General features: G+C 29.0%; 4 protein-coding genes. All 4 read right to left on the bottom strand.

Going from position 1 to position 7,022, the window contains the following annotated elements; all coding sequences use genetic code 11:
• Window positions 1–236: 236 nt before the first annotated feature.
• Window positions 237–953: a hypothetical protein gene (locus QM495_RS08875; RefSeq protein WP_408671750.1), complete on the bottom strand. Its 717-nt coding sequence runs from the start codon at window positions 951–953 to the stop codon at window positions 237–239.
• A gap of 268 nt (window positions 954–1,221) precedes the next feature.
• The gene (locus tag QM495_RS08870) at window positions 1,222–1,881 is read right to left on the bottom strand and encodes a hypothetical protein (RefSeq protein ID WP_408671749.1); all 660 of its coding nucleotides are present in this window, start codon (window positions 1,879–1,881) and stop codon (window positions 1,222–1,224) included.
• A gap of 222 nt (window positions 1,882–2,103) precedes the next feature.
• Entirely contained in the window at window positions 2,104–3,528 is a 1,425-nt protein-coding gene (locus QM495_RS08865) for a restriction endonuclease subunit S (protein ID WP_408671748.1), read from the bottom strand.
• Window positions 3,529–5,679, bottom strand: coding sequence for a restriction endonuclease subunit M (locus QM495_RS08860; protein WP_408671747.1), 2,151 nt, complete (start codon window positions 5,677–5,679; stop codon window positions 3,529–3,531).
• Window positions 5,680–7,022: the final 1,343 nt, after the last annotated feature.

The raw sequence follows: 7,022 nt of genomic DNA, 5'->3' as shown, positions 1-7,022 counted from the left end.
GGAATTCTTCTAAATGTTTGTTTAATAACTATCATTAAATGACTTGTGAGTCTTTTCCACTAAAGCTAAAATTTTCCATCAGCGCTATTAATGGCAACGAGTTTGTATAAGATTTGTGCGACCTAAAATCCGTTAGGATTTTCGGTTAAAGCAAATCGGTTTGTTAGTATTTTTGTCGTTTAGTTTCAAATCAAATTTAAGCATAAATTTTATACGGTGTTACCTGTAGTTTTTTATCAGCTTATCTCATAAAATCCAATCCACGTAACGACTTTCCATTTTTCATTTTCTTTTATGAATAAATATGTTCCTGAGCTGAACTCTCTAGGAAATGGAATATAATCATACTTGAAAATTGCAATAGATAAATCGTTAGAGAAAATTGGTTTATAAATCTTACAAAATGGACCAATTTCACTTGAACTCATATCATTTAAATCAAAATCTTTTTCTATTTTTTCATATTCTTTTTCGTTAATTACTTTATTTTTTAATAATTCACTTTGTTTTAATTTTCCATCCTTTAAATCTGATTGTTTTAGGAAAAAAACTAAATCTTTTTCGCTCAAATTTAATTTCTCGATATTCTCATTTTTAATATAATTGTTGAACAACAAAATCTTTCGACTATCCATTCTCGGATTATTTGAAAATTCAATTAACTCTTTTAAAGTTATTGTGTCAATTTTCGTTGACAACAATTCTCTACCTATAATTGTAACATTTCCCCTCAAGATTTGATTGTAAAATTCATAATAAATTGAGTCAGAAATTTTTATATTACTTTCCTCTATCTGATTTTTATCTTTGAAAATTTTTGAAAAGTCAATAGTTTTTTCAGTTTGCTTGAATTTACCATTCTTTGTTTCAGGTTTAGCATTATCTTTCTCTTTACACGAAATTGATAAAATTATTAAAAAAATAAATGCAATTTTAAATATTATTTTCATCATAAAGAGAATTACAGGTAACGGTTTTGAATATGGCTAGTTGCGGGTTTGAAAACGTACTTTTCCACTGTTTATTTATTTGTTTAAATGTACTAAAATTTTCCTATTTACCATAATTAAGCAATTTGCTATATGCGGTGTTGTACATTGGCCTTTTTTTAATCTTTGGTGTTGTAATTTGTCAAGCTTGTTAGATGCTGTAAGCTCTTTGGCAAACTGTTGGCGAAGCGTGGCTCGTGTGAGTTTGCCAATGTGCTTACTATTTGAAAGACTAACTTCTTACAAACTTTCCTAATGATTCTAAAAGTTGTGGGTTATCTTCTAATGCAATCTTTGCTACTGCGTAAAACTCACTCATCCAGTCGTCAATTTCTCCGAATGCTTTATCTTTTAGTTTTGTTGCATCTTGACTTTCTCCTTTTTCTTTTAAATACTCAGCTCTAGCTGTTTCTAACTCCGCAATTAATGCAACGGTATCTTGTAGTTCTGTTGGAGTTACTTTTAGTCGAGCTAATTTTGTTTCAATTTGGGTATCTCCAATTGCTACTGAATAAAATTTCTTAACAACTTCTAACCACTTTATATATGAAGTTGGTAAACTACCTTTTAAGTCTAAATTATTATAGGTTATTTCATCTTTTCTAAAGATAACTTTCGCTTTTTTCCTGTGAAGTGAATACGTTTTAGCTAAATTTTCTTTTGTTGTTTTGAAGTTATTGTAAGCCTCTGAAGTTTCGTCATCTTCAGTTTTGTTTAAATCGAAGGCTTGACGTGTTTTTGTTAATAAAGTTTTACCTTCTGTTAACAATGTTTCATCATATCCAAACTCTGCCATAATAGTGGCGATTTCTGTTTGACTTTCAACATTTTCAAATGATACTCTGTACTGTTCCAAGGCTTCCGCCTCAGTTAATGTTCGTTTTGTTGCCATAATGCAATTTTTTTTTGTTATTAATTTATTTATTGCCTTCTCCTTTCGGATGATTGCCTATTTATTATAGCTTTTGGTGTGTTCCTTAACGTTCTTTTTCAATTCCTTAAAGCTTTTTATACACTCCTTATCGCTTGTGTTACGTTTCTTAACGTTCTTTTTGTTCTCCTTATTGTTTTTGTTGATTAAAATACTAATTAGTACCTATTCCTTATGGTTTTGTTAGGTGTTTAGCAATATATCTTCTATTTCTTTATTAGTTTTTTCTAATAATACCTTGGTTTGGTCTTTTAAATCTTGTGCTTGTTTTCTAATTGCTGAAATATGGTCTGCGATTTCAATTTGTTTTTCAAGTGGTGGAACTGGAATTGAAATTTTCATTATATCTGTTTCACTGATATTTGGCTGTGCACCACCATTTGAATTTCGTAATATTATTTCTTGATATATTTTAAGATTCAAAATACTTAATAAATAAATTGAATTTAAATTATTTGGCTTTATTATTCCATTTCTTTGATTTAATAAAGCTTTGTTAATATGATTATATATACCAACTTTACCAATTGTAGCACCTGTCATTGCAATTAATAAATCATTTTTATTAATTTGGAAATCTTTAAATAACTCATAAAAGTCATTTGGTAAAAAAGTAACATTATTTAAATCAATTTCATTTTTCTTTATATTTTTTATTGTTATTAATGAACATTCAGATTGTTCTACATAATCACTAGATTTAAAAGCATATCCAGCTTGAAATGAAGCATATTGATTCATCTTTGAATATTCGTATTTTCCATTTTCAATTGATTGAAAAACTTTGTGAAAATAATTTATGTGATAATTAGGGTCAAATCTACTTCCAGAAAGTTCACTAATTGAGGTTGTAAACATTCTATTTCTCAAAGTATTTTCTAATTTTTCAGGTAAAATAATACCTAATTCATTTAATAAATATGTTTCAATATTATTTAATAGATTTTCTGAAGATGCTTCGTTTTTTTCTTTTTGTAAAATTACTTTTTTTGTAATATCTAATATTTTATTATTTACTATAATTGGTATTGATAACAATGCTGGATAATCTAATGCTAATCTAGTGCCACCTGTTGCTAATCTATTAGCCAATTTTTGTCCAATTGTAGTATTAAGGTAGCAAGCAAGTAATTCGCTTGTTTCTCGATTATGTGTTTTTATAACAACTGAATGCTGATTTATATTACCTATAAAACCTTTTGGTGCAACGGCTGAACTTGCAATTCTACCAGTTATAGTTACTAATAAATCATCTTCTTCTACTTGACTTCTTTTTAAAAGTGAATTATGTGTTTCCTTATTTATGAACTTTACATCAGATAAGTCGAGACCATATTGAGTAATATTTTGAACTCTTAAAAAAGGTATACCATTTTCAGAAGTTGAATAATATTTATCCTCTTCATCTCTACTAGGAGTTGCACCACTTGAGATACTTTTCACAAAGTTTCTAAGTGTATTAGGGTTTTTGGATACTATTCTTTTTTCTAACTCTAACAATTCTGGCACATAGAAAAAAGGGTCAAACCTTTTATGAATTTCGCCTTTTTGTAAAATAAAAACTTTGTTTTTATCTAAAGATTTATTTGTAATTGTATAATTACTCATTTAGTTTTCAGTGTTATTTATATGAGCAATAAATTTTTCTAATTCTTTTCCAATTTCAACTAATTCGTTGGTGTTTGTAGCTCTACCAGTTGCATCATACCCAATATCTTCGGCTATTGCCATAAAAATAGGATAATTGTCTAACGCCGTTTGTTTGGCAATAAAGTATTTTTCGGTTAATTCATCTTTTAACTCATTTAGGTTGTCGGTAAATTGTTGACTTATTTGAGCTTTATCATCTTTTATAAGTTCGTTAACTTCCTTTTTAATAGCTTTTGGGTGTACTATTTTTGTTTTATTTTCTAAATCTTTAATTGCTTGTTTCTTTTCTTTTTCCCATTTTGAAACGGTTTTTAAGTAATTAGCATCGGTTTTTACTTTTAATTTTAAATTGTCTTTAAGTTCAACAATTTTAGTCGTTTGCTTAGTTTTGTGTTTGCGTAAAAATAATACAGAACTTTTAACTCCTGCACCAGTAGCACTAAATGCAGTTTGTGGCATTGAAACTACCGAAACAATACGGTACATTTCTTCTAAATTATCACGTACATATTGCATACTGCTGTTGGTTAAAATACCATCAGGAATAACAACTGCCAAATAACCACCTTCGGCTAAAAATTTATGACATTGTTCTAAAAATAGCACTTCGGTACTTTGGCTTGGTCTTGCTTTTTCTTTTTCAGTTTTAGTATTTAGCCAATCTAATTCCTTTTTACCAAAATTGTATTGGTTTAAATATGCTTTTTCAGTTTGTTTTATGCTACTTCCAAACGGCGGATTTGTTATGATAAAATCGAATGAGTTGTATTTAAACTCAAAATTTTTACTATTTTCTTGTAATTCTACATCGCTTAATAAACCATCGGATGCAATAACGTTTGTATGTCCGTCATCGTGAATAATCATATTCATTTTTGCAGTTCGGGCAATTTGGTCGTTTATTTCAATACCAAAAAGGTTTTTTTCTGCAAAATCGTGCCAATGTGTATAATGGTCTTTTTCATCTTTTATTGGGTCGTAAAATTCACTTGCCTGCTCTCTAACTTTGTCGAGTGCAAATAACAAAAAGCCACCACTTCCGCAACTGGTATCTAAAACTCTAGATTTGTGATTGATTGGTAAACTATCTACAATAAATTTAACTATTGGTCTTGGTGTAAAATATTGCCCAAAATCTCCTCTAAAGTAACTGCCCATAAAAGTTTCAAACGCTTTTCCTTTACTATCAAGGTCAGTTTTGTTTAGGTTTATACGTTGAAAATATTTTACAATAGTTAAGGTTTCTTGCGGCGAAAGTGAAATTCCATCTTTAAAAACTTCTGGTGCTTCTTTTTCACCAATAGCGTAAATCTTTTTAATCCTGTTTAATAAATCTTCTGGGGCTTCATCTTTAAAAAGTTGAAAATCGTAAGGCTCTCCAATTTTTCTTGGATGTTTCTCGTCCCAAATTTTACAGAAAATTAATTTATCTAACTCGTCAAATGCAACACTTGGATTTCTTTGTCCGCCACCCCAAAGAGCTTGATGCGATTGAATGAATATTTTAGTTAATTCACTTTCGCTTACAACTTCTAATTCAAAAAACTTTTGTTTTGCGTTTTCGCTTGGCTCTTGTAAAATATTTGTTGGTTCAGCATCGGTTTTTGATTCACCTCCTTTTACATATTTATAAGGAGCTAATTTGTTAAAACCAAATTGAGGAATATCAGGAATTTCAATTCTGCTTTTTGGTTTATTATCAGGAACTTCGTAATATTGATTTTTAATTCGAGAAGTTGTCCAAACATATTTTGCACCTTCTGCAACTGCATAACTATACGCTTGGTCAACTGCAATAACAAATTGTTGGTCTGTTAAATCTTCTTTTTTACACTCAACAAGTATGTGAGTTTCTTCGTGTTCATCGTCATTATATACAATTAAATCAGCCTCTTTTGTTTCCGAACCCATTTGAACAGAAACAAATTGTAAAATTCTGTTTACGGGATAACCATAAATTAAAGTTAAAGTCAAAAATGTCTCGGCTTGTACTTTTTCCTCTGGATTGTTGTAGTTTCTCTTTTTATTTTGGTGAATGTAAGTGATGTAATTTCTTTCTTCGTCAAATCGAATTAGTCCTTTTTGTACTCCTTGTTCTATTAAATTCATTTTCGGTGGTGTTCAATTTTTTTTAGAGCACTAATGTAGGTTTTTATTTTTTTGTTTGAAAGGTAAATTTGTCATTTTGGGTAGCAGTGGGAAAGTGAAAGCTCTTTTGGTTTTTTGAGCGTTGGCTTATGCGGTTGGGAAAACCAAATGTGCTTTTACATGTGGTTGGTTTTTCATTTTTTGTCGGCTTGTGTACAACGGTTTAGGCTAGGAAAAGTTGCGATTGATAAATCGTACTTTTCCGATGTTTGTTATTAAGTTTTAAATTTACTTTAAATTTTCTAATCGGCATAATTTAGCAATTTTTTTTAGCCATTGTTGGCTAAAGTAGTTTTGAATTCATATTCTATTTTGTACTAATTTTCATTTGTTTAAATTTTATTTTGCGAAATTTTAATCAATTCCGTTATAATTGTCAAAATCTAAAATTTCTCGGTTTTGTTATAATTTTTCTGTTTTTAGTTTTCCAATTCAATTTTAAAATCCGTTTTGATTAGAAAAATCTAAAATGTACTCGGTTTAGTTACAATTTTTCTTTTTCAAGTTTGCGTTCTGCCGAGTTTTTCGTTTCAATTTTCAATTCGGTAGAGTGGAAGTCAATTTAAAATTTGTCAGACTTGCTAAATTTCTCATTTTAAAAAATCATTTCGTTATAACTTTTTATTCCGCTTTTTTGCTCAAAATCGTACCGATTCAATTTGCCTTTTTTCGGTTAACTAAATTTTATATTAAAGAACTTTTTCTCCGCTGAAATCTGAATTCCGCTATTTTAGCCAACGGGTTTGAATATGGCAAGTTGCGGGTTTGAAACTATAATTTTCCATATATTTTAATTAGTTTAAAAGTACTAAAAAATTTCTATTTATTAGAATTTAGCAATTTGCTATATGCGGTGTTGTAAATAGTGGTTTTTGAGTTCGAATTAATCTATTTTAATAAAAAATCAATCGGTAATAATTCTCAAAATCTAAAATTTGTCTTTTTAGTTTTAAATTTTCTTTAAATTCTTTTTCCTTTCCAATAATAAAATCTTACGTGTCATTGCTCAAATCCGCTATTGTACTCAACTTTTTACGTTTCAGCTTATAATTCGGAATTGTACTAAAATCTGTGCGATTCATTTCTCCTTTTTTTTACGTTTCAACTTTCAAATCCTTTTTTTATCTGACCATTTTAATTATAAAAATCTGTGCGATTCAATTCTCAATCAAGTAGAGTAGGAGTTACATTTTTTCATTTCGGCACGTTTCTCAGACAATCTTATTCTTTAAACTCATAAAACTCAAATTAGGAATTTCGGAGGAAATTCCGCCATTATTTACAACGGGTTTTTATAAGATTTG

This window comes from Lutibacter sp., assembly GCF_046055765.1.
Classification (GTDB): domain Bacteria; phylum Bacteroidota; class Bacteroidia; order Flavobacteriales; family Flavobacteriaceae; genus Lutibacter.
This window is presented reverse-complemented; position numbering and strand designations above follow the sequence as displayed.

What these genes read in the sequence shown, in the direction of transcription:
- QM495_RS08870 (WP_408671749.1), bottom strand. Translation starts at nt 1,881, where the DNA reads ATGGCAACAAAACGAACATTAACTGAGGCGGAAGCCTTGGAACAGTAC.
- QM495_RS08865 (WP_408671748.1), bottom strand. Translation starts at nt 3,528, where the DNA reads ATGAGTAATTATACAATTACAAATAAATCTTTAGATAAAAACAAAGTT.
- QM495_RS08860 (WP_408671747.1), bottom strand. Translation starts at nt 5,679, where the DNA reads ATGAATTTAATAGAACAAGGAGTACAAAAAGGACTAATTCGATTTGAC.
- QM495_RS08875 (WP_408671750.1), bottom strand. Translation starts at nt 953, where the DNA reads ATGATGAAAATAATATTTAAAATTGCATTTATTTTTTTAATAATTTTA.